Origin of the sequence: Cellulomonas olei (assembly GCF_039548315.1) — a bacterium.
Taxonomy (GTDB): Bacteria; Actinomycetota; Actinomycetes; order Actinomycetales; family Cellulomonadaceae; genus Cellulomonas.
In genome coordinates this window covers 1-21,917 of the sequence record NZ_JBCLVN010000068.1, presented here as the reverse complement: position 1 = coordinate 21,917, position 21,917 = coordinate 1, and the positions used below count along the sequence as shown (strand labels likewise).

16 protein-coding genes and 1 pseudogene are annotated in these 21,917 nt (G+C 75.9%); 10 read left to right on the top strand and 7 right to left on the bottom strand.

From position 1 onward, the window contains the following. The 5 genes and pseudogenes from AAHH18_RS16515 to AAHH18_RS16495 form a co-directional block, all read left to right on the top strand. Nucleotides 1-704 (top strand): annotated as a pseudogene (locus tag AAHH18_RS16515) (hypothetical protein); the annotation flags it as partial. A gap of 105 nt (nucleotides 705-809) precedes the next feature. After that, the gene (locus AAHH18_RS16510) at nucleotides 810-2,894 is read left to right on the top strand and encodes a hydantoinase/oxoprolinase family protein (RefSeq protein ID WP_343302363.1); all 2,085 of its coding nucleotides are present in this window, start codon (nucleotides 810-812) and stop codon (nucleotides 2,892-2,894) included. Further along, nucleotides 2,891-3,793 (top strand): hypothetical protein, encoded by a 903-nt coding sequence (locus tag AAHH18_RS16505; RefSeq protein ID WP_343302362.1) that lies wholly within the window; start codon nucleotides 2,891-2,893, stop codon nucleotides 3,791-3,793. Before AAHH18_RS16510 ends, AAHH18_RS16505 begins: the two co-directional genes overlap by 4 nt. Before the next feature lie 14 nt (nucleotides 3,794-3,807). After that, nucleotides 3,808-5,349, top strand: a complete 1,542-nt coding sequence (locus tag AAHH18_RS16500; protein ID WP_343302361.1) for a hydantoinase B/oxoprolinase family protein — start codon at nucleotides 3,808-3,810, stop codon at nucleotides 5,347-5,349. A 31-nt stretch (nucleotides 5,350-5,380) separates the two neighbouring features. Further along, on the top strand, nucleotides 5,381-6,004 hold the full coding sequence (locus tag AAHH18_RS16495; RefSeq protein ID WP_283320632.1) for an urea carboxylase-associated family protein: 624 nt from the start codon (nucleotides 5,381-5,383) through the stop codon (nucleotides 6,002-6,004). 27 nt (nucleotides 6,005-6,031) lie between these two features. Here AAHH18_RS16495 and AAHH18_RS16490 read toward each other — a convergent pair whose 3' ends face one another. Both AAHH18_RS16490 and glnA read right to left on the bottom strand, forming a co-directional pair. After that, nucleotides 6,032-7,909, bottom strand: a complete 1,878-nt coding sequence (locus AAHH18_RS16490) for a heavy metal translocating P-type ATPase (protein WP_343302364.1) — start codon at nucleotides 7,907-7,909, stop codon at nucleotides 6,032-6,034. Nucleotides 7,910-8,202: 293 nt separating this feature from the next. After that, nucleotides 8,203-9,627, bottom strand: a complete 1,425-nt coding sequence (gene glnA, locus AAHH18_RS16485) for a type I glutamate--ammonia ligase (RefSeq protein ID WP_283320630.1) — start codon at nucleotides 9,625-9,627, stop codon at nucleotides 8,203-8,205. A 172-nt stretch (nucleotides 9,628-9,799) separates the two neighbouring features. On the opposite strand from glnA, the gene AAHH18_RS16480 reads away from it, so the two are divergent. Beyond that, on the top strand, nucleotides 9,800-10,297 hold the full coding sequence (locus AAHH18_RS16480; protein ID WP_343302360.1) for an RDD family protein: 498 nt from the start codon (nucleotides 9,800-9,802) through the stop codon (nucleotides 10,295-10,297). 412 nt (nucleotides 10,298-10,709) lie between these two features. Here the strand turns inward: AAHH18_RS16480 and AAHH18_RS16475 are convergent, their stop codons facing one another. Beyond that, entirely contained in the window at nucleotides 10,710-11,435 is a 726-nt protein-coding gene (locus AAHH18_RS16475; RefSeq protein WP_343302359.1) for a DUF4191 domain-containing protein, read from the bottom strand. Between the two features lie 146 nt (nucleotides 11,436-11,581). Between AAHH18_RS16475 and AAHH18_RS16470 the strand changes: the two genes are divergently transcribed. Beyond that, nucleotides 11,582-12,091 carry a flavodoxin domain-containing protein gene (locus AAHH18_RS16470; RefSeq protein ID WP_283320627.1) on the top strand — a complete coding sequence of 170 codons (510 nt, stop codon included), beginning with the start codon at nucleotides 11,582-11,584 and terminating at the stop codon, nucleotides 12,089-12,091. Between the two features lie 18 nt (nucleotides 12,092-12,109). Here AAHH18_RS16470 and AAHH18_RS16465 read toward each other — a convergent pair whose 3' ends face one another. Further along, entirely contained in the window at nucleotides 12,110-12,592 is a 483-nt protein-coding gene (locus tag AAHH18_RS16465) for a MarR family winged helix-turn-helix transcriptional regulator (RefSeq protein WP_343302358.1), read from the bottom strand. An 81-nt stretch (nucleotides 12,593-12,673) separates the two neighbouring features. On the opposite strand from AAHH18_RS16465, the gene AAHH18_RS16460 reads away from it, so the two are divergent. Both AAHH18_RS16460 and AAHH18_RS16455 read left to right on the top strand, forming a co-directional pair. After that, the gene (locus AAHH18_RS16460) at nucleotides 12,674-15,100 is read left to right on the top strand and encodes an MMPL family transporter (protein ID WP_343302357.1); all 2,427 of its coding nucleotides are present in this window, start codon (nucleotides 12,674-12,676) and stop codon (nucleotides 15,098-15,100) included. 10 nt (nucleotides 15,101-15,110) lie between these two features. Beyond that, complete coding sequence (locus AAHH18_RS16455; protein ID WP_343302356.1) at nucleotides 15,111-16,148, top strand: Gfo/Idh/MocA family oxidoreductase; 1,038 nt, start codon at nucleotides 15,111-15,113, stop codon at nucleotides 16,146-16,148. 31 nt (nucleotides 16,149-16,179) lie between these two features. On the opposite strand, the gene AAHH18_RS16450 is transcribed toward AAHH18_RS16455, so the two are convergent. After that, a complete protein-coding gene (locus AAHH18_RS16450) occupies nucleotides 16,180-17,067 on the bottom strand; it encodes a TIGR01777 family oxidoreductase (protein WP_343302355.1) in 888 nt (295 codons plus the stop codon). A 63-nt stretch (nucleotides 17,068-17,130) separates the two neighbouring features. Between AAHH18_RS16450 and AAHH18_RS16445 the strand changes: the two genes are divergently transcribed. Continuing rightward, the gene (locus tag AAHH18_RS16445; RefSeq protein WP_343302354.1) at nucleotides 17,131-18,180 is read left to right on the top strand and encodes a LacI family DNA-binding transcriptional regulator; all 1,050 of its coding nucleotides are present in this window, start codon (nucleotides 17,131-17,133) and stop codon (nucleotides 18,178-18,180) included. Nucleotides 18,181-18,278: 98 nt separating this feature from the next. Here AAHH18_RS16445 and AAHH18_RS16440 read toward each other — a convergent pair whose 3' ends face one another. Together AAHH18_RS16440 and sucB are read right to left on the bottom strand one after the other, a co-directional pair. Continuing rightward, nucleotides 18,279-20,465, bottom strand: coding sequence for a glucoamylase family protein (locus AAHH18_RS16440; RefSeq protein WP_343302353.1), 2,187 nt, complete (start codon nucleotides 20,463-20,465; stop codon nucleotides 18,279-18,281). Between the two features lie 171 nt (nucleotides 20,466-20,636). Then, nucleotides 20,637-21,917: 2-oxoglutarate dehydrogenase, E2 component, dihydrolipoamide succinyltransferase (sucB, locus tag AAHH18_RS16435; protein ID WP_343302352.1), on the bottom strand; the 1,281-nt coding region annotated here is incomplete at its 5' end.

Here is a 21,917-nt window from a genome sequence, read left to right as displayed (position 1 = left end):
GGCTCGCGCGGCACCCGCGCGGGACGGCGGTCGCGACGGCGGCGGTGCTGGGCGCGGTCGGCGCCGGGGCCCTCCTCGCGGGCGGCCTCGCCGCCGCCGGGTGGACGCGGCCCGCGGTGCTCGGCGTCGGCCTGGTGCTGCTGCCCGCGGCGGCGGTGCTCGTGCGGCGGGTCGAGGTGGCCGGGGTCGTCGGGGCGGTCGGGGCGTCCTCGCCGGCGGCGGCGACGGCGTCCTCGCCGGTGGCGGTGTCCTCGGCGGTCCGCGTGCAGGCGGCGACGCTGCCCGCCCTGCTGGCCTTCGCCTGCACCGGCGTCCTCGGCCTGTTCTCGTCGACCCTCCCGGGCGTCGTGGCCGCGCTGGCCGGGGGAGCGGCGACCGTCGCGGGCGCGACCACGGGCCTGGTCATGCTGAGCGCCGGCGGTGCCCGGTTGCTGCTCGGCGGCCTGCCCGCCCGGCGGGTGCACGCCCTGGCGCTGGCCGCCGCCGTGGCGGGCGCCGCGGGGGAGGCGGTGGCGCTGCACGCCGGCCACCTCGCCGGGGCGCTCGCGTCGGCCGCGCTGCTCGGCGCCGCCGCGGGCGTCGGGTTCGACGCGGCCCTGCGCGCGGCCGCGCCGCGGGGGCTGACCGCCCTCGCCCGCACGCAGCGCGGCGGCCAGCTCGGCCTCGTCCTGCCGGTCCTGGCCTACCCGGTGGTGGTCGCGTGAGCCACGTCCCGGACCGCCAGCCCGTGCTGCTCGTGCCTCCCCGCCCGCCGACGGACCGCCCCGCACCCGCCCCCTGACCCCTTCGACCTCCGCGAGGAGCGACCCGTGCGAGTGAGCTTCGACATCGGCGGCACCTTCACCGACCTGGTGCTGCTGGACGACGTGTCCGGCCGTGCCTGGCTGGGCAAGTGCCTGACCACCTACGACGACTTCAGCCGCGCCATCGAGCAGGGCATCCGCCAGGTGCTCGACGCGGCGGGCACCGGGGCGGACGCCGTCGGCGACTCCGTCGTCGGCGCCACCACCCTCGTGACCAACGCGCTGATCGAGCGCCGCGGCGCCGACACCGCCCTGCTGACCACCCGCGGCTTCGGGGACACCCTCGAGATCGGCCGCGAGTGGCGGTACGACCTGTACGACGCCCAGCTGAAGCTCCCGGAGCCGCTGGTGCCCGTGGCGCAGCGGTTCGAGGTCACCGAGCGGCTGCGCGCCGACGGCTCGGTCGCCACCCCGCTCGACCTGGACGAGGTGGCCCGCATCGCGGACCGGCTCGCGGAGCTCGGCGTGGAGTCCGTGGCGGTGTGCCTGCTGCACTCCTACGCCAGCGCGGCGCACGAGGAGGCGGTGGGCAAGGTGCTCGCGGACCGGCTGCCGGGCGTGCCGGTCACGCTGTCCGGCCACCTGGTGCCGGTGATCCGGGAGTACGAGCGCACGGTCACGACGCTCGCCAACGCGTACGTCCGCCCGGTCGCGGGGGAGCACTTCGCCGACATCGAGCGCGCCGTCGGCCGGCTCGGCATCGACCAGCCGCTGGTGCTGATGCAGTCGAACGGCGGCGTGATCTCCACCCCGACCGCCCGCGAGCACCCGCTGCGCCTGCTGGAGTCGGGCCCGGCGGCCGGCGCGATCGGCGCCGCGTACGTGGGCCGCCGGCTGGGGCTGGACCGTCTCATCGCGTTCGACATGGGCGGGACCACCGCCAAGGTCTGCCTCATCGAGGGCGGCCGGCCGACAGTCCACCACGGGTTCGAGGTCGGCCGGGTGCACCGCCTGAAGGCCGGGTCCGGGCTGCCGGTCAGCATGCCGGTGGTCGACATGCTGGAGATCGGGGCGGGCGGCGGCTCCATCGCGGCGCTCGACGACCTGGGGCTGCTCAAGGTCGGGCCGCACTCCGCGGGCTCCCGCCCGGGCCCCGCGGGGTACGGCCTCGGCGGGGACCGCCCGACGGTCACCGACGCGGACATCGTGCTGGGGTACCTGGACCCGGACTACTTCCTCGGCGGCCGGATGTCGCTGGACGTCGAGGCGTCGCGCCGCGCGATGGTCGAGCACCTCGGGGCCGCGTTCGGCGACGACCCGCTCGCCGCGGCCGCGGGCGTCGTGCGGGTGGTCGACGAGCACATGGCGCTGGCCATGCAGGTGCACGCGACCGAGCGCGGGCACGACCCCCGGACGTTCACGATGCTGGCGTTCGGCGGTGCCGCGCCGGTGCACGCCGCGCGGGTGGCCCGCACGCTGGGGCTGCGCGAGGTGGTCATCCCGTCCGCGGCCGGCGTGCTGTCCGCGACCGGGCTGCTGGTGGCGCCGCCCATGGTCGAGGTGTCCCGCACGCACCTGACCGAGCTCGCCGCCTGGCAGCCGGGCACGGTCGCCGACCTGTACGACGGCCTGGTCGCGCAGGCCGCCGCCGAGCTCGCCCAGCCGGTGGACCGCGTCGAGCGGTTCGTGGACATGCGGTTCGTCGGGCAGGGCTTCGAGATCGAGGTGCCCGTGGCCGACGGCGACGGGCCGGCGGAGTACCTGGAGGCGTTCGGCACCGAGTACGAGCGGGTGTACGGCACCCGGCCGGACTACGACCGCGCGGAGGTCGTGACGTGGCGCGTGCGGGTGTACGGCGCGTTCGAGCAGCCGGAGCTGGTCCGCACCGTCCCGCCGGCCGCGGACGGCCCCGCGCCGGCCCGCAGCCGCACGGTCTGGTTCCCGGAGACCGGCCCGGTGGAGGCGCCGGTGCTGCGGATGCTCGAGCAGCGTCCCGGCTTCGCGGTCACCGGGCCGGCGGTGCTCCAGCTCCCCGAGTCGACCGCGGTGATCGGCCCCGGGGACGAGGCGCGGCTCGACGAGGACGGCAACCTGCACATCCGCATCGACCTGCCCGCCGTGCAGGTGCCGCTGGCGGAGGTGGGCGCATGAGCCCGGAGCGCGCCCGCGCGTGGCTGACCGGCCTCGGCCTGCCCGGCGAGGACCCGGCCGTCCCGGCGACCAGCACCGGGCGGTTCGCCGACGGCGGGCACTACAAGTGGGAGGTCGCCGGCGCCCTGGACGCCCCGTCGACCGTGCGGCTGCACGACCTGCTGGCCGCCGGCGGCGTGCGGCTGCACCAGGTGACGAACACCGTCGGCACGATGCGGTACCTGGACGCCGAGGTGACCGACCTCGTCGCCGTGGCGCGCGAGCGCGGCATCCAGCTGCGGATGGCCGTCGGGCCGCGCGGGCTGCACGACGTGGGCGGGCAGAAGCTCGCGTCGAGCGCGGTCGCCGCGGCCAGCGCGTACCGGCTGCGCGGCGCCGACCACCTCGCGCAGGGGCTGGAGGACGTCGCGCACGCCGTCGACCTGGGCGTGCGGGGGTTCCTGGTGTTCGACGAGGGGCTGCTGCTGGTGCTGCACCGGCTGCGCGCCGCCGGCGAGCTGCCGGCGGGCCTGCGGCTCAAGGCGTCGTCCAACATGGGCGCGGCCAACCCCGCGCACGCGCTGCTGCTCGCCGAGGCGGGCGCGGACTCCGTCAACCTCCAGCGCGACCTCGACGTGCGGATGGTCGCCGCGGTGCGCGCCGCGACGCCCGTGCCGCTCGACCTCCACACCGACAACCCGCGCCAGACCGGCGGGTTCCTGCGCGGGTACGACGTCCCCGAGCTGGTGCGCGTGGGCGCACCGGTCTACCTGAAGTCCGGGAACGCCGCGCAGGACTTCGCCGAGACCGCCCCCACCGAGCGCGAGCTCGCCGCGGTCGCCCGCCAGATCCTCCTCGACGACCAGGTGCTGCGGCGCCTGCTCCCCGAGGCGGTCGCGTCCGACCAGCCCGAGTTCTGATGAAGGAGACCCCCATGACGACGACCTGGGACGCCGCGTCGCTGCAGATCGTGTGGCAGCGCCTCATCTCCGTCGCGGACGAGATGGCCGCGGTGCTGCTGCGCACCGCGTTCTCCTCCGTGGTGCGGGAGTCCAACGACCTGGCCTGCGCGGTGCTGACCGCCGACGGCACGCTGCTGGTGGAGTACGGCCGGTCGGTGCCGGTGTTCACCGGCACGGTGGCGGGCACCGCGACCGCGATGGTGGCCGAGCTCGGCAAGCAGAACCTGCGGCCGGGCGACGTGATCGCCACCAACGACCCGTGGTTCGGCAACACCCACCTGCCCGACCTCACGGCGGTCACGCCCGTGTTCCGCGACGGCGAGATCGTGGCCTACGTGGCGAGCATCTGCCACCTGTCCGACATCGGCGGCACGTCCGAGGGCGCCTTCGCGCAGGACGTGTACGAGGAGGGCTTCTGCCTGCCGCCGGTGAAGCTCGTCGAGGAGGGCGTGCCGAACGCCCTGGTGCGCCGCATCCTCGCGCGCAACGTCCGCGTGCCCGGGCAGGTGCTCGGCGACGTCGACGCCCTGGTCGCGGCGAACGCGCTGGGGGAACGGCGGCTGCAGGCCATGCTCGACGCCGACCCCGACCTCGACCTGCGGGAGGCCGCCGAGCACATCTGCGGCGCCACCGAGCGCGCCGTGCGTCGCTCCATCGCCGCGATCCCCGACGGCCGGTACACGGCGTCGGTCGACCTCGACGGGTTCGAGGAGCCCAAGACGATCCACGTCACCGTGGACGTCGCCGGCGACGAGCTGGTGGTCGACTACGCCGGGACGTCCCCGCAGTCGCGGTTCGGCATCAACTCCGCGTCCCCGACCTACGGGTACACCCGGTACGGGCTGGCCTGCCTGCTCGCGCCCGACGTGCCGAACAACGAGGGCGCCCTGCGTCCCGTCACCATCCGGGTGCCCGAGGGCTCCCTGCTCAAGCCGACGAAGACGGCCGCGGTGTCGGCCAACTTCCCGGCGCACGCCATCCCGGCGGTCCTGTCCCGCGCGCTGCTCGGCCCGCTGCCCACCCGGGTGTCGGCCGCCGCCGGCACCCCGTTCTGGGTGGTCGGCATCCGCGGTGAGGCGGCGGACGGCCCGTTCGCGTCGCTGCTGTGCTTCAACGGCGGCCAGGGCGCCTCGCAGGGCCAGGACGGCTACGCGACGCTGTCCACCCCGTCGAACGTCTCGAACACCCCCGTCGAGGTCGTCGAGTCGCAGGTGCCGGTGCTCGTCGAGGCCAAGCGGATCGTCCGCGGCTCCGGCGGCGCCGGGCGGTGGACCGGCGGCGAGGGGCAGGAGGTGGTCCTGCGGTCCGTGCACGACGAGCCGCTGGACATCGTGTTCCTCACCGAGCGCATCGAGCACGCCGCCCCCGGCCTGGCGGGCGGGCAGGACGGCGCCACCGGCCTGCTGCGCGTGGACGACGTCGACGTGGCCGCCCCCAAGGGCAGGACCGCCCTGCAGCCCGGCTCGCGGATCCTGCTGCGCACCCCCGGCGGTGGCGGCTACGGCGCCGCCTGACCCCGCCCCCCGAACCGAGAGGACCTCCGACATGACCACCACCACGACCGCCGACTGGGCCGTCCCCGGCAGCACCGTCCTGCCGCCCAAGGGCCGGCTCGCGCTCAAGCTCCGCGCCGGGCAGCGCGTCACCGTCACCGACCTGGAGGGCCAGCAGGTGATGGACTTCATCGCCTCGATGGTCGACGACCCGGACGAGCGGCTGTCCGCCATGTTCACCCGCGTCTCGTCCGGCAAGTGGGACCTGAAGCAGGGCTACACCATCTACTCCGACCGGTGCCGCCCGATGTTCCGCGTCGTGCACGACGACAACGGCACGCACAACATGACCGGCGGCTACTGCACCCGGTACTCCAACGCCATCCGGTACGGCGTCGAGGAGACGTGGGGCTGCCTCGACAACCTCATCGGGGACTGGGAGGAGCTGGGCCTGGACGTCACGGCCATCAACCCGGACCAGTGCATCTCGCTGTTCATGAACATCCTCCACCACCCCGACGGGCGCATGGAGATCGTCGAGCCGACCACGTCGGCCGGCGACCGGATCGTCCTGGAGGTGCTCAGCGACGTGTACGTCGGGTTCTCCAACTGCCCCGAGGAGCACAACCCCTGCAACGCGTACCACGTGACGCCGATGGCGGTCACCGTCGAGTGACGTGCGGCGTCCCGGTGCCGGCGGGCCTCACCGCTCGTCGGCGCCGGGGCGCAGCGCCCGCAGGGCGTTGAGGATCGCCAGCAGGTCGACGGCCTCCTGGCTCACGGCCCCGAGCACCGGCGGGATCGCGCCCAGCGCGGCGACGCCCATCAGCACCACGGACAGCGCCATGCCGATCCAGATGCTCTCCAGAGCCACCCGCACCGTGCGGCGACCGACGCGCACCGCCGCGACCGTCCGGGACAGGTCGTCCGTGAGCACCACGACGTCCGCCGACTCGCTCGCCGCGGTCGAGCCCCGCGCACCCATCGCCACGCCGACGTCCGCCGCGGCGAGCACGGGGGCGTCGTTGACGCCGCCGCCGACCATCATCACCGGGCGCGTCGGCAGGTCGCGCACCAGGCGCACCTTGTCCTGCGGCAGGCACTGCGCGTGCACGCGGGTGATGCCGACCTCCGCGGCCACGTGCCCGACGGTCGCCGGGGCGTCGCCGCTCAGCACCAGGCGCTCCGTGATGCCGAGCGCCCCGAGCGCGTCCATGGTCGCGCGCGCCTCGGGCCGCGGGTGGTCCCGCATCACGAGGGTCCCGGCGGCCCGGCCGTCGACCGCGACGTACACCGCGAGCTCGCCCGGCCCGAGCGGCTGCTCGACCACCCCGGACGCGAGCGCCGCGACGTGCGCGCGCTTGCCGACCACCACCGCGCGGCCGTCGATGCGCGCGGTGACGCCCGCCGTCGCCTCCTCACGGGCGTCCACCGCCGGCGCGAGCGGCAGCCCGCGGGCCGCGGCCGCCGCCAGGACGGACGCCGCGAGCACGTGCGACGAGTACTGCTCCGCGGACGCTGCCGCGGCCAGCAGGTCGTCCGCGGTCCACGGCGGCACGGGGTGCACGGCGACCAGCTCCGGCCGGCCGGACGTCAGCGTGCCGGTCTTGTCGAACGCGACCGCCCGGACCGCCGCCAGGCGCTCGAGCGTGCCGGCGCCCTTGACGATCACCCCGCCGCGCGCGGCCCGGCTCATGCCGGCGAGGAACGCCACCGGCGCGGCCAGCAGCAGGGGGCAGGGGGTCGCGACCACCAGCACCGCGGCCGCCACCGTCGGGTCGCCGTGCCACCACCAGGCCGCGCCGGCCACCGCGAGCGCCAGGACCGTGAACGGCGCGGCGTACCGGTCGGCGAGCCGGACCACCGGTGCGCGGGACTCCGCGGCCTCCTGCACCATCGCGACGATGCGCGCGTACTGGCTGTCGGCCGCGGCGGCGGTCGCCCGGACCACCACGGCCTGCTGGGTGTTGAGCGCGCCGGACAGCACCGGGTCGCCCGCCCGGTGCGTCACGGGCAGGCTCTCCCCGGTGAGCGACGACTCGTCCAGGTCGGCCTCGTCGCTCACCAGCGTGCCGTCGACCGGCAGCACCTCCGCCGGCCGCACCAGCAGCAGGTCGCCGGCGCGCAGCTCCGCCACCGGCACGTCGACGGGCGTTCCCGCCCGGTCCAGGCGGTGCGCCGTGGTCGGCGCCCGCTCCAGCAGCGCCCGCAGCTCCGTGCGCGCCCGGGTCGCCGCGGCGTCCTCCAGCGCCTGGCCCCCGGTCAGCATCAGCACGACGACCAGGGCCGCGACCGTCTCGCCGACGGCGACCGTCGCGACCACCGCCGTCACCGCCAGCAGGTCCACGCCCCACCGGCCCGCGCGCAGCTCGCGCACCATCGCGACCGCCAGGCGAGCCGCCACCAGCAGCGCCCACGCCGAGCCGACCCACCGGGCGACGACGGGCTGCCCCGCGGCCCCGAGCGACGCCGTCAGCAGCCCGACGGCGAGCGTCACCGCGACCAGCGGGTAGCGCCGCACCGCGGACGCCAGCCGACGCGGCGGGCGGTCCGGGGGCGTCCCGGGTCGTGCGGGGAGCATGGCCGGTGCGGTCGTCACGGTGGCCTCCTCCGCGGCCTCCTCCCGTGGGCCGCTGTCCTCGGTGGTCCCTCCACGGTACGTCCGGCTGCGGGCCGGCCCGCGGGGCCGGAGGTCCCGGGCCCCACCGTGCCGGGCCCCACCGTCCCGGGCCCCACCGTGCCGGAACCCTGCGGGCGCGGCCGCCTGCCGGGCACGGCGCCCGACGGACAAGCGGAACCCCCGCCACCGCGAGGGTGACGGGGGTTCCGGTCGTGCGGGTCAGGCGCTACGGGAGCAGCCGTGACACCTGACGATCACACGTCGTAGTACAGCTCGAACTCGTGCGGGTGCGGGCGCAGCCGGATCGGGTCGACCTCGGCGGAGCGCTTGTAGTCGATCCAGGTCTGGATGAGGTCCGGCGTGAAGACGTTGCCGGCGGTCAGCCAGTCGTGGTCGGCCTCGAGGTTGTCGAGCACCTCGGCGAGCGAGCCCGGGACCTGCTGGATGAGCGCGTGCTCCTCCGGGGGCAGCTCGTACAGGTCCTTGTCGACCGGCTCCGGCGGCTCGATGCGGTTCTGGATGCCGTCGAGGCCCGCCATGAGCATGGCCGCGAAGGCCAGGTACGGGTTGGACGACGGGTCCGGCACGCGGAACTCGATGCGCTTGGCCTTCGGGTTCGAGCCGGTCACGGGGACGCGGATGCACGCCGAGCGGTTGCGGGCCGAGTAGACCAGGTTGACCGGCGCCTCGAAGCCCGGGACCAGGCGGTGGTAGGAGTTCACCGTCGGGTTGGTGAAGGCCAGCAGCGACGGGGCGTGCTTGAGCAGGCCGCCGATGTACCAGCGGGCGAGGTCGGACAGGCCGCCGTAGCCCTTCTCGTCGAAGAACAGCGGCTTGCCGTCCTTCCACAGCGACTGGTGCACGTGCATGCCCGAGCCGTTGTCGCCGAACAGCGGCTTCGGCATGAAGGTCGCGGTGCGGCCCTCGGCGTGCGCCACGTTCTTCACGACGTACTTGAACAGCTGCACCTTGTCGGCCGACTTGGCGAGCGTGTCGAAGCGGTAGTTGATCTCCGCCTGGCCGGCGGTGCCGACCTCGTGGTGCGCGCGCTCGACCTGCAGGCCCAGGGCGTCGAGCTGCAGCGAGATCTTGTCGCGCAGGTCGGCGAAGTGGTCGACCGGCGGGACCGGGAAGTAGCCGCCCTTGTAGGGGGTCTTGTGGCCGAGGTTGCCACCCTCCTCGACGCGGCCGGTGTTCCAGGCGGCCTCGATGGAGTCGATCGAGTAGTACGACGTGTTCTGCTTCGTCTCGAAGCGCACGTCGTCGAAGATGTAGAACTCGGCCTCGGGGGCGAAGAACGCCGTGTCCGCGATGCCGGTGGACCGCAGGTACGCCTCGGCCTTCGCGGCGACCTGACGCGGGTCACGGCTGTAGGGCTCGTCGGTGTACGGGTCGACGATGTGGAAGTTCAGGCAGAGGGTCTTCTCGGTGCGGAACGGGTCCAGGTAGGCCGTCGTCACGTCCGGGATGAGCTTCATGTCCGACTCGTTGATGGCCTGGAATCCGCGGATCGAGGACCCGTCGAACATCTGGCCCTCGACGAAGAAGCTCTCGTCCACGGAGGCGGCAGGCACGTTGAAGTGCTGCATCACGCCGGGCAGGTCGCAGAACCGGACGTCGACGAACTTGACGTCCTCGCTCTTGATGAAGGCCAGGACTTCCTCTGGCTTGCTGAACATCCGCTGCTCCTCGGGTTGGCTTGCCCTCAGTCGGGCACGTCGAGGCTAGGGCGGCGCAGTTTCCCTCGGGTGTACCGATTGTTTCCGACGTGTTACGTGACCCCCGTGCCGCGTTGCGACCGTGTGACGTGGGGGTGCGGGCACCCCGTGCGGGGCCGGTTACCGTGGTCGCATGGTCGATCGCGAGGACGTCGGGTCGTGGCTGTCCGGCCCGCCCACCGGTCAGCCCGGCACCGCCCGGGGGAGCCGGCTCGGGCTGCCGCCGGAGGGTCGTGGCTCGCAGGCTCCGATGGGCCGGCGGGTCGTGGCGCTCGTCGTCGACTGGTTCGTCTGCCAGCTCATCGCGTTCGCGTTCTTCCCGGCCGACGCGCAGGCGTGGGCGACGCTCGCCGTGTTCGCGCTCGAGAACGTGCTGCTGGTCGGCACGATCGGCACGACCCTGGGGCACCGGCTGCTCGGCATCCGGGTGCGCCGGGTGGCGCCGCCGCGCACGCTGCTCGACACCGGCGACGGGCCCGCGCCCGACGCCGGGCCGGACGTCCCGCCGAACCTGCTGCTCGGCCTCGTCCGCACGGTCCTGCTGTGCCTGGTGATCCCGGCCGTCGTGTGGGACGCGGACGGCCGCGGGCTGCACGACCGTGCGGCGGGGACGACGATCGTCCGCCGCTGACCCGCTGACCCGCTGACCCGCTGACCCGGCCGCGCTCACCCACCCACTGCCCTGCCGTTCGGATCCGAATGGCCGGACGCGCCGGGCGTGTCGGGGCGTACGGATCCGAACGGTCGGAGACAGCGGGTGCGCCGGAGCGTACGGATCCGAACAGCCGGAGACAGCGGGCGTGCAGGGGCGTACGGATCCGAACGGCCGGACGGGCCGGGCGTGCAGGGGCGTAGGGATCCGAACAGGCGGACGCGCCGGGCGTGCCGGGCCTTCGGGATCCGAACGGACGGAGACAGCGGGCGTGCCTGGGCGTTCGGATCCGAACGGTCGAACACGCCGGGCGTGTCTGGGCGTTCGGATCCGAACGCCCAGGGTGGGGGTGGCGGGTCGACGCCCGAGCCCGCCCGACAGCCCGACCGGGTCAGCGGCCGCGCATGCCCTTGCGGTCGGGGCGCACGCGCAGCGGGTCGATGCCCTTGGGCACCGGCATCTTCACGGCACCGAGCGCCTGGAGGCGCTTGACGACCTCGCCGACCTCCTGCTTGGTGAGCTGCGGCTTGAGGCGCTGCACCTTGCGGGCGAGCTGCGGCAGCGGGACCTGGCCCTCCTCGCGGCCGACCTCGATGACCGTGATCGGGACGCCCTGCAGCACGCGCGCGGTCCGCTTGCGCTCGGACTCGAGCAGCTTGTCGACCCGGTGCGCCGGGCCCTCGCCGATCAGCACGATCCCCGGCCGGCCCACGCCGCGGAACACCATGTCCTGGGTGCGCGGGGCGACGGCGACGGGCTCCTGCGTGAACGTCCAGCCGCGGCGGATGGTGCCGAGCGCGGAGATCGCGGCGCCCGGCTGGCCCTCGATGCGGGCGTAGGCGGCGCGCTCGGCCCGGCGCGTCAGCGTGAACATGGCGGCGAGCGCCGCGAACGGCAGGCTCAGCAGCAGCATGTACAGCCACGGGCCCCACAGCAGGCCGATGAGCAGACCCACGGCGACGACGCCGAAGAACACCGCGAGGATCAGCCAGGTGACCGCGGGGTCCTGCTCGCGGGTCATCTGGTACGCCTGCCAGACCTGGTGGTACCACCGGGTCTTCTTCACCTTGGCGGGCTTCGCGGGCGCGCTCGCGGACGCGGACTTGTCACGGGCCATGACCGTGGAGTCTACCGGCGTGCGGGGGTCCGCCGGACGGCGGCGGCGGGGACCTCCGTCCCTGGCGCGGGGGTGACGGGGCGCGCGAGCCTGGGCGGACAGCCGCGGCACGCCGGGCCGGGGCTCGGAGCGCGGGGGAGGCGACGATGCGGGTCCTGGTGACGGTGGCGTCCCGGCACGGCGGGACGAGGGAGATCGGTCAGGCCGTCGCGCAGGTCCTGCGGGACGCGGGTCACGACGTGACGGAGGCGGACCCGGACGAGGTCCGGGCGCTCGACGGCTACGACGCCGTCGTGCTCGGCTCGTCGGTGTACGTCGGACGGCTGGCGGCGGCGCTCCGGGAGCTCGTGGACCGGCTGGCGGGCGCGCTCGCGTCGCTGCCGGTGTGGCTGTTCTGGTCCGGGCCGGTCGGCACGCCGCCGCTGCCCGCGGGGGAGCCGGACGACGTGGGTGTGGTCGCCCGCCGGGTCCGCGCCCGGGAGACCCGGTGCTTCGCGGGCCGGCTGGAGCGCGAGGAGCTGGGGCTGGCGGAGCGGGCGCTGGTCGCGATGATCGACGCGCAGCCCGGTGACTTCCGGGACTTCGAGGACGTCGAGGAGTGGGCGGCGGGGATCGCCCGCGAGCTGTCCCGCCCGCAGCGCGTCGAGCGGGGCTGAGCGCCGCGTCCGGGCCGGTCAGCCCGCGCCGCGGCGGGCCACGAGCAGCAGCAGGTGGCGCAGCTGCTCGACCTGCTCGGGTGTCAGCCCCTCGGTGACGAGCTGCTCGGCTGCGACCGGGTCGGAGGCCGCGAGCACGGCCGCGCGCCCCTCGTCGGTGATGGACACCTGCTGCTTGCGCCGGTCGGTCGCGTGCGCGGTGCGCGTGATGTAGCCGGTCCGCTCGATGCGGGCCAGGACGCGGCTCATCGTCTGCTCGGTGACCTCGCACAGGGCGGCGAGCTCGGCCTGGGTGCGGGGTCCGCGCAGCAGGATCACGAGCACGGGCTGGCTGGCGTGGTTGAGCTCCCAGCCGGCGAGGTGGCTGTTCCAGTCGCGCTCGACGCGCCGCGCCGCCGCGGACAGCAGGCGGCCGACCGGCCAGCCGGAGGGGTCGGGTGCGGCCATCGCCGCCCAGCGGGGGTGCTGGTCGGCCGCGCCGTGCTCCCCGTGCCGCTCCACCTGGTGTCCCTCCTGGCGCTCCCGGCGCCGTGTCCCCGGCTCATGTTGCCGGAAGCGCGCGCGTCGCGCATAGTGCTCAGCATGCTGAGGATCTGGCGTGGGGTCGGGAGCGGTCTGCTGGTGCTGGCGCTGGCGGCCGCGTGGTTGGCCGTCGGGGCGTTCGGCGGCATGGCGCAGGGCCGGCTGTCGCAGGTGCAGACCAACGACTCGGCGGCGTTCCTGCCGTCGTCCGCCGAGTCGACGCGCGCCGCGGAGCTGTCGTCCGGGTTCACCGAGGCGGAGTCGCTGCCCGTGCTGGTCGTGCTGGCGCCCGAGGGCGGCGGGGCGCTCGACCCGCAGGCGCTCGCCGCCGTGCAGCCGGTCGTCGAGGACCTGCCGGGTGTTGCGATCCCCGGCGCGGACCCCGCCGCGGGAGACCCCGCCACCCTCGGGGACGTGCTCACCGGCGACCCCGTCGTCGTGCCCTCCGAGGACGGGGAGGCGCTGCTGGTCCCGCTCTCGCTCGACGCGGACGCCACGGAGCAGGCGCTCGCCGACGACGAGAGCGTCGTGGGGGCCGTCGTCCAGGCGGTGCGCGACACGCTCGCGGACGAGCTCGGCGCCACCGCCGACAGCGCGGGGGAGGCCGGGCTGAACGCCTGGGTCACCGGGCCCGGTGGCTTCGTCGCGGACCTCACCAACGCGTTCGGCGGCATCGACGGCGTGCTGCTGCTCGTCGCGCTCGGCGCCGTCCTCGTCATCCTCGTGCTGGTGTACCGCTCGCCGTTCCTCCCGCTCGCGGTCATCCTCACGGCGGTCTTCGCGCTCTGCGCCGCCGCCCTGGCCGTCTACCACCTCGCGGACTCCGGCGCGCTGACCCTCAACGGGCAGGCGCAGGGCATCCTCTCGATCCTCGTCGTCGGCGCGTCCGTCGACTACGCGCTGCTGATCGTCGCCCGGTACCGCGAGGAGCTGCGCCACGTCGAGCGGCCCGCCGCCGCGATGCGCCGCGCCCTGCGCCGCAGCCTCGAGCCGATCGCCGCGTCCGCGGGCACCGTCGTCGCCGGCCTGCTGTGCCTCCTGCTGTCCGACCTGGCGTCGAACCGGAGCCTCGGCCCGGTCGGTGCGCTCGGCATCGCGTCGGCGTTCCTCGCCACGTTCACCCTGCTGCCGCTGCTGCTTCTGGTGGCCGGCCCGCGTTCCCGGGCGCTGTTCTGGCCGCGCATCCCGCGGCCGCACGCCGCGGCGCACGCCGCCGGTCCGGTGGACGCCGGTCCGGCCGACGCCGCGGAGGAGCCGGCCCCGGCGGGCGCCCGCGCCGGCGCGCACGTCGCCGCGGGGAGCGCCGCGGACCCGCTGCCCGCCACGGGCCTGTGGGGTCGTCTCGCGCGCTGGGTCGGGCGCCGCGACCGCGTCGTGTGGGTCGCGACCAGCGTGGTGCTGCTCGGCTGCGCGGCGTTCGTGCCGACGTTCCAGGCGTCGGGCACCAGCCAGGCGGACGTGTTCCTGACGGACGTCGACTCCGTGGCCGGCGAGGAGGTGCTCGCCGCGCACTTCCCGGCGGGCGTCGTGCAGCCGGCGGTGGTCGTGGTGGACGCCGACGAGGCCGACGCGGTCGTCGAGGCCGCGCTCGGCGTCGAGGGCGTGCAGGCGGCGGCGCCGTACACCGGTGCGTCCGCGACGGGCGCCCCGGGCGGCGCGGATGGGGGCGACGGCGACGGGGCAGCGGCGGGCGACGGGGCCGGTGACGGGGCGCAGGGTGCCGCGGAGCCTGCCGAGCCGGTCGTGGTCGACGGCCGCGTCCGGGTCGACGTGACCACCGAGGCCGCCGCCGACACCACCGAGGGCGTCGCGACCGTCGGGCGCCTGCGGGACGCCGTCCACGAGGTCGCCCCCGACGCGCTGGTCGGCGGTGCGGCGGCCGAGACGCTCGACGCCCAGGACGCCGGCACCCGCGACCTGAGGGTGATCGTGCCCGTCGTGCTCGTGGTGATCCTGCTGATCCTCATGCTGCTGCTGCGGTCGGTGCTCGCCGCGGTGCTGCTCATGCTGGCCAACGTCCTGTCGTTCGCCGCCGCGCTCGGCGTGGCCGCCGTGGTGTTCGACCACGTCCTCGACTTCCCGGGCGCGGACCCGGCCGTGCCGCTGTACGCCTTCACGTTCCTCGTGGCGCTCGGGGTCGACTACTCGATCTTCCTCATGACGCGGGTGCGCGAGGAGAGCGTGCGCGTCGGCACACGGGACGGCGTGCTGCGGGGCCTGGCGGTCACGGGCGGCGTCATCACGTCGGCGGGCGTCGTGCTGGCGATGACGTTCGCGGCGCTCGGCGTCATCCCGCTGCTGTTCCTGGCGCAGCTCGCGTTCATCGTGGCGTTCGGCGTCCTGCTCGACACGCTCGTGGTGCGCAGCCTCCTCGTGCCCGCTCTGGTGCACGACGTCGGCGCGCGCACCTGGTGGCCGTCCCGCCTGTCCCGGTCGCCCGCCGGCAGCGACGCCCCCGGGGCCGGGGAGGACGGGGCACGGGCCTAGGGTGTCGGCCATGACGGACGCGCTGCGGGTGGGACTGGTCGGCTACGGCTCGGCGGGGCGGGGGATCCACGCGCGCCTGCTGCGGGACGTCGGCGCGCAGGTGGTCCGGGTGGTCAGCCGCAACCCGGCGCGTGCCACCGCCGCGGAGCGGGACTGGCCCGGTGTCGCCGTCGACGCGGACGTGCCGGCGCTGCTCGCGCACGCCGACGCGCTGGACGTCGTCGTGGTGGCGAGCCCGACCGGCGACCACGTCGAGCACGTCCGCCTCGCGCTGACCGCCGGGCTGCCGGTGGTCGTCGACAAGCCGCTGGCCCCGACCGCCGACGAGGCCGCCGAGCTGGCGCGCCTCGGGGCGGAGGCGGGCGACCGGCTGACCGTGTTCCAGAACCGGCGGTGGGACCCGGAGCAGCTCACGCTGCGGTCCCTGCTGGACGCCGGGGAGCTCGGGCGGGTGCACCGGTTCGAGCGGCGGTGGGAGCGGTGGCGCCCCGTCCCGCAGGACCGCTGGAAGGAGAACGACACGCGCGCCGGGGGGCTCCTGCTCGACCTCGGCGCCCACCTGGTCGACTCGGCGGTCCAGCTCTTCGGACCCGTGGCGTCGGTGCACGCCGAGCTCCGCAGCCTCACGACGCCGGCGACCGACGACGTGTTCCTCGCGCTCACGCACGCCGCCCGGCCGGACGGCACCGCGGTCATCAGCCACCTGCAGGCCGGTGGTCTCGTCGGCGCGCCCGGTCCCCGCACGCGCGTGCTGGGCGACCGCGCGGCGTACCTCGTCACCAGCTTCGAGGGGGAGGCCACGCCGTTCTCCGGGCTCGACGACGAGGTGGGCGGTGAGCACGAGGGCTGGCTGGTGCACGGCGACGAGCGCGTCCCCGTCCGGCGGGCCCCCGGAGGGCACGCGGACTTCTACCGCGCGGTCGAGGCGTGGGTGCGCGGTGCCGGGCCCGTCCCCGTCGACCCCGCGGACGCCGTCGTCACGGCGCGGGTGCTGGACGCCGCCCGGGTCGCCGCGGACGAGGAGCGGGTCGTCCGGCTGGACGGCTGACCGCGGGGCCGCCGCGCGCCACCGGCGGGGGTCAGGGGAGCAGCGCCGCTGCCGCGGCCTCCGGGGTGGGGTGCCGGTGGACGAAGCCGGCGGCGGTCAGCGCGTCGGGGACGGCGCGCAGCGACCCGAGGATCTCCTGCGAGAACTCCCCGAGCGCCACCCGCAGCGCCCACGCGGGGACGGGCAGGACGGCGGGCCGGTGCAGGCGTGCGGCGAGCGCACGCACGACCTCGACCTGCGTCGCCGGCTGCGCGACGAGGTTGACCGGCCCGGACACCGGCGCGTCGAGCAGGTGCAGGACGGCACGCACCTCGTCCTCCAGGGTGATCCAGCTCCAGTACTGCCGGCCGCTGCCCAGCGGGCCCCCGAGCCCGAGACGCACCAGCGGCAGCAGGCGGCCGAGCGCCCCGCCCCGCGCCGACAGCACGATGCCGGTCCGCAGGAACGCCACCCGCACGTCCGGGTGCTCGACGGCGGGCGCGGCGGCGGCCTCCCACCGCCGGACGACGCCCGCCAGGAACGTGTCGCCGTACGGCTCGTCCTCCGTGACGACCTCGTCGCCCCGGTCGCCGTACGCGCCGGTGGCCGACCCCTGGAGCAGCACGCGGGGCGGGGAGTCCAGGCCGGCGAGCGTCGATGCGATGAGGCCCGTGCCGCGGGTCCGGGACTCCAGCACGACGCGCTTGCGGTCGGCGGTGAGCCGCTTGTCGCCGACGCCGGCGCCGGCGAGGTTCACGACCGCGTCCGCACCCGCCAGGGCCTCCGGCGGGAGCACGCCGGCGTCCGGGTCCCAGGTGCGCTCGTCCGGGGTCCGCGCGGGGCGCCGCACGAGGCGCCGCACCTGGTGCCCCTCCGCCGTCAGCCGCGCGACCAGCGCCGTCCCGATCAGCCCGCTCGAGCCCGCCACCACGACGATCATGCGCCGACCCTACGCGCGAGGGGCCGTCCACCGCGCGGCGTGCAGCCCCTAGGGTGGGGCGCCATGGAGGCCGCCGCCCGACCGACCGCCGGCACGTCCGCGCCCGGGCCCGCGCGTGCCGCCGGCCCGCCGCCGCTCGCCGTGGTGGCCGCCGAGGCCGGCGTGTCCGTGCCGACCGTGTCGAAGGTGCTGAACTCGCGCCGCGACGTCGCGGAGGCGACCCGGGCGCGGGTCGCGGAGGCCCTGGCCCGGCACGGGTACACGGTCCGTCCGTCGGGCAGCCGCCGCACCGGGCTGATCGACCTGCGCGTGGTCGACCTCGACTCGACGTGGGCGGAGGCGGTGGTCCGGGGCGCGGCGCAGGCGGCGTCGCGGCTGGGCTCGGACCTCGTCGTGACGGTCGACCCGGATGCGCAGGCCTGCGGTGCGTGGGTGCGGCACGCGCTCGACCGCGGCACCGACGGCCTGGTCAGCGTGGTGGGGGTGCCGGACGCGGCGTCGCGGGCGGAGCTCGCCCGGGCGCAGGTCCCCGTGGTGGTCGTCGACCCGCGCACGCGCTGCGACCCGGACGTGCTGGTGGTCGGGGCGACGAACTTCCGGGGCGGGCTGGACGCGACGGCGCACCTGGTCGGGCTCGGGCACCGGCGCATCGCCACCATCACCGGCCCGCTGGAGCAGGACAACGCGGTCGCGCGGCTGGCGGGGTACCGGACCGCCCTGATCCAGGCGGGCATCGGCGGCGACGACGACCTGGTGCGCACCGGCGACTACTCGGTGGACGGCGGCTTCCGGGCGGCGAACCTGCTCCTGGAGCTCGACGACCCGCCGACGGCCGTCGTGGCCGGCAGCGACGACACCGCGCTCGGCGTGCTGCGCGCCGCCCGGGAGCACGGGCTGCGGGTGCCGGACGACCTCGCGGTGACCGGCTTCGACGACCTGCCGGTGGCGGCGTGGCTGGACCCTGCGCTCACCACCGTGCGGCAGCCGCTGGCGGAGATGGGGGACGCCGCCGTGAGCCTCGTCCACCGCGCCCGGGAGGGGCTGCGGGGTCCGGCTCACCTGGAGCTGGCGACGACGCTGGTGGTGCGGTCCTCGACGGCACCACCGCGCTGAGCGGTCGCACCGGACGGGCCCGGGGCTGCGCCGGGACGCGGCGCCCGTGCCCCCGCGCCGGACGACGCGGGGGCACGGGCGGTCCGCCCGGGCGGGGATCAGGCCCGGCGCCGTGCCCGCGCGACGAGGAGCGCCGTCCCGCCGGCCAGTGCCGCGAGCGCGACGCCCAGCGGCAGCGCGAGCGACGCCCCGGTGGTCGCGAGGTCGTGCGGCGTCCCTGCCGTGGTCGGCCCCTCGGCGGACACGCCGCCGTCGGCGCCGTCCCGGGGCTCCTCGGCCCCGGGCTCCACGACGCCGGGCCCGTCCGGGCCGGGCTGCGGCTCCGGCGCGGGCGCCGCGGGGACGCGCAGCGTCACGGCCTCGCCGGTCACCGTGATCCCGGCGTCGTTGGTCGTCGAGACCGCGAGCGTGTGCTCGCCGGGGGTCGTGACCGCGGGGACGTCGCACGCCCACACGCCGTCGGCGTCGACGTCCGCCGTGCACCACGCGGCGCCGTCCGGCCCGGCGATTGTCAGGTGCGCACCGGGCTCGCCGGTGCCGGCCAGGCGCTCGATGCGCGCGACGGTCGAGCCCGGCGCCGGGTCCGCGACGACCGGGGTGACGGGCGCCGCCGCCGACGAGAACACCTCGGCGGCGAGCACGGGACGCAGCCGCTCGGTCATGTCCGGGCCGACGACGTGGTCGCGCAGCAGGCCGTCGCCGAGGTAGTTGCCGATCGCCGCGACGATCATCGCCTGGTCCAGCGAGAGGTGGCGCTGCGCCACGGTCCCGGACCGCACCGCCACGGCGTCCGCGAACCCGCCGGGCCCGTAGACGTCGAAGTCGGACGCCAGCCGCGTGAGGTTCTCCACGACGCCCTCCGGGTCGTACTCGAGGCCGAGGAACGCCGCGTGCGGCGTGACGACCCCGTCGCCGAACTCGGGTGCGGGGTTCGTCGCCTCGCGGCAGCCGTGGAACCCGAGGTCGACGTCCGTCGTGCCGTCCGACAGGTAGCCGTCGGACCGCAGGCCGAGGGAGTCGACGCCGTACTCGGCGTAGCCGCCGTGCGGGTTGCTGGCGGGGGAGAAGCCCCAGTAGCCGTAGCCGGCCACGTCGAGCCCGTGCCGCTTCTGCGCCTGGACGACCAGCGGGTGGTTCACGCCCCAGGACCGCGGCGCCCACTCGGACTCCGGCACCAGCATGTCCGGCATCAGCGCCTCGAACATCGAGCCGCCCCAGCCGGGGACGAGCGCCGTGTCGCCGTCGTGGTACACGCCCTCGTAGACGTCGACGCCGTCGTAGGTGCGCGTCACGCCGCTGGGCCGCTGCTCCTGCCAGGACCAGTCGCACGTCGACGGGAAGGTCCGGTAGGTGCCCCAGTAGGCCTCCGGCGGGATCTCCCCGTCCGCGATGCCGAGGTACAGCGCGATGCGGGTCTCGGACACCGTCGTGTCGTAGTGGTGGCAGGTGTAGTAGACCGTCGTGCCGCCCTGGTAGTTCCCGGGGACCGAGCAGCCCGACGGCTCCTCGTCCCAGAACCCCCCGCGGATCAGCCCGACGCCGAGGTCCGGCCGGCCGTCCGGGTTGTAGTAGACGCCGAAGTGCATCGAGTCGTAGAGCGCGGTGGCGTCGTCGGCGAGCCGGGGCTCCGCCGACGCGACCACGCGCAGCGCCGCGGCGAGCCAGCCGTTGTCGACCGACGACAGGAAGTGCTCCACGACGGCGCCGTCGTCGGGCCAGGTGTCCACCCGGTCGCCCGTGGCGGGGTCGTACCAGTTGTAGAACATGCCCGACTCGTCGTGCCGGTCCATCGTGCCCAGCGTCGCGAGGGTCGTCGACATGCGCTGGTAGGCGTCCTCCGCGTCGAGCAGGCCCAGGTCGCGCGCGACGACGGTCGACCACAGGTAGCCGCCGATGTTGGTGGGCGACGTGTACGCGCTGGCGGTCGCCGGGTCGAGCGAGCTCTCGATGTTGTCCGCGACGAGCCCGGTGGCGGGAGCCGTCATCGCGTCGAGCGAGGTGTAGGTGTCGGCGAGCCAGGTGCGCAGCAGCGCGTCGTCGACGGCGGCGGGCACGGGCGCGGCGGCCGGTGCCGCGTCCGCCCGGGCCACCGGGGCGGTGGCCGTGCCGGCCAGGGTGGCCGCGAGGCCGAGCCCGAGCGCGGCGACGCCCGCGGCCAGCGCCCGACCGCGGGGACGGCGGGCGCGGCCGGGGTGTGCGGGCGGTGCGGCCGGTGCGGGCGGTGCGGGGTGGTCGGGTACGGGCGGGGTGCTGGGGCGCGGGTCGGGCGGGCGCTGCTCAGTCATCGGTCACATCCTCGTTGGCCGGAGCCGAAATTTCGACGTCTGTTGTCGAAATGGCGCCAGCACGCTAACGGGGGCGACCGGCAGCGTCAACGCGGGACGGCCGCGGACGTGCGAACGCCCCGGCGGCCACGAGGGCTGCCGGGGCGTCCGCGCGCTGCGGTCAGGCGCAGGTCAGAGGCCGACCTCCGCCTCGAACGCGCCCTCCTCGATCCGCTGCTTCACGGTCATCAGGTACCGCGAGGCGTCCGCGCCGTCCACCAGGCGGTGGTCGTACGACAGCGCGAGGTAGCACATGGACCGGATCGCGATGACCTCGGCGCCGTCCTCGTCCGTCGTGACGACGGGCCGCTTGACGATCGTGCCGGTGCCCAGGATCGCGGACGTGCCGCCCGGGACGATCGGCGTGTCGAACAGCGCGCCGCCCGAGCCGGTGTTGGTCACCGTGAAGGTCGCGCCGGACAGCTCGTCCGGGGTGACCTTGTTCGCGCGGGTGCGGCCGGCGAGGTCGGAGATCTTCCGGGCGATACCCGCCAGGTTGAGGTCGCCGGCGTCGCGGATCACGGGCACGACCAGGCCGCGCTCGGTGTCGACCGCGATGCCCACGTTCTCCGTGCCGTGGTAGGTGATCTCCTTGCCCTCGAGCACGCCGTTGATCTTCGGGTGCACCTTGAGCGCCTCGACGGCGGCCTGCACGAAGAACGGCAGGAACGTGAGGTTGACGCCCTCGCGGGCCTTGAAGGAGTCCTTCGCCTTCGCGCGGAGCCGCGCCACCTTGGTGACGTCGACCTCGACGACGGTCGTCAGCTGCGCCTGGCTGTGCAGGGCCTCGACCATGCGCTCCGCGATGACCTGCCGCAGGCGGCTGGCCTTCTCGGTGGTGCCGCGCAGCGGGGACGGCTCGACCGGCTTGGCCGCGGCCGCCGGGGCGGACGGGGCCGACGGCGCGGCGGGGGCCTGCGGGGCGGCGGCGGCGCGGGCGGCCTCCTCCGCCTTCGCGGCGGCCTCCAGCACGTCCTCCTTGCGGATGCGCCCGCCCACGCCGGTGCCGGTCAGCGTCGCGACGTCGACGCCCTTCTCGGCGGCCAGCTTGCGGACCAGGGGCGTGAGGTACGAGCCCTGGGCCTGCGCGGGGGCGGCCGGCTGCGCGGGGGCGGCCGGGGCCGGCGCGGGCTGGGCGGGCGCCGACTGCGTCGGGGCGGGCACCGGGGCCGGGGTCGGCGCGGGGGCCTCCTCCGGCGCGGCGACCTGCGGCGCGGCCTCGGTCGCCGCGGGGGCGGACGCCTGGGCGGCGCCGTCCTGCGCCGGGGCCGAGGCCGTCGGGGCCGAGCCCGATCCGATCACGGCGAGCGGGGCGCCGACCTGGGCGGTCTCGTCCTCGCCGACCAGGATCTGCTGCAGCGTGCCGGCGAACGGCGACGGCACCTCGGTGTCGACCTTGTCCGTCGAGATCTC